Below are 937 nucleotides of genomic sequence, written 5' to 3'. Positions count from 1 at the left end.
CAACACCGAGCTATGAGCTGGGGTTAGCGAATAGACTGATTCGACTATTCCTGCTGGTTGCTGTTGCAATTTTTCACGTACCGGGCTTTGTCGTGGGTACGACACTGATCATTTTGATGCTGACGCTGCATCGGTCATATAATTCTTCGTATTTGTGGCCGTTCATTCCTTTTAATGCCAAAGCGTTAGCTTCCATCTTGTTCCGTATGCCTGTACTAGATGCGCCTAACCGCCCGTCATCTAACAAAACGAGGGACAATACGCGTATGCCCCATACGGATGCCGACACAGATTCGAACTCAGGCAATGGACAGGAGCATTAATATAAATGATCTGCATAAAAATCCATTGTTCTTGATGTTTTTTTTGCTATACTGGTGTAAACATTCGATGGAATATGACTAGCTTGTTCCAGAAAGAGAGGCGCCAGAACATGTATTTGCATGGAAGCAGTAAAATTAACAGCAATGGACATTTGGAGATCGGCGGTTGTGATACAACGCTTTTGAAAGAGCGTTTTGGCACGCCGCTATATATTGTTGACGAACAGTTAGTCCGCCGGCGCTGCCGGGAATTCATAGAAGCTTTTCGTGAAACCGGATTGAAGTTTCAAGTTGCTTATGCAAGCAAAGCGTTTTGTGTTATGGCGATGTGTGCTTTAGCTGCTGAAGAAGGAATGTCGCTTGACGTAGTTTCCAGTGGAGAATTGTTTACTGCGCTACAAGCAGGGTTCCCGGCAGAGCGAATCCATTTTCACGGCAATAACAAAACACCGGAAGAAATTGAAATGGCGTTAGATGCGCAAATTGGCTGCTTCGTCGTTGATAGCGAAATGGAGTTGCATTTGTTGCAGGCCCTTGCCTCCGAGAAAGAACAGCAGGTGAATATCTTACTGCGTGTTACACCAGGGGTTGAGGCGCATACGCATGAATATATG

The 937-nt window shown here is 45.5% G+C and carries 2 protein-coding genes; both read left to right on the top strand.

Features of this window, described 5'->3' with window-relative positions:
- Positions 1–323: spore germination protein (locus GRP75_RS28035; protein ID WP_160791014.1), on the top strand; the 323-nt coding region annotated here is incomplete at its 5' end.
- Between the two features lie 110 nt (positions 324–433).
- The coding region (locus GRP75_RS28030) for a diaminopimelate decarboxylase family protein (protein ID WP_483311128.1) at positions 434–937 on the top strand (504 nt) is incomplete at its 3' end.

The organism is Paenibacillus sp. OT2-17 (assembly GCF_009827695.1).
GTDB classification, from domain to species: Bacteria; Bacillota; Bacilli; order Paenibacillales; family Paenibacillaceae; genus Paenibacillus; species Paenibacillus polymyxa_B.
The sequence above is the reverse complement of the archived record's forward strand: the minus strand, read 5'-3'. Positions and strand labels throughout refer to the sequence as shown.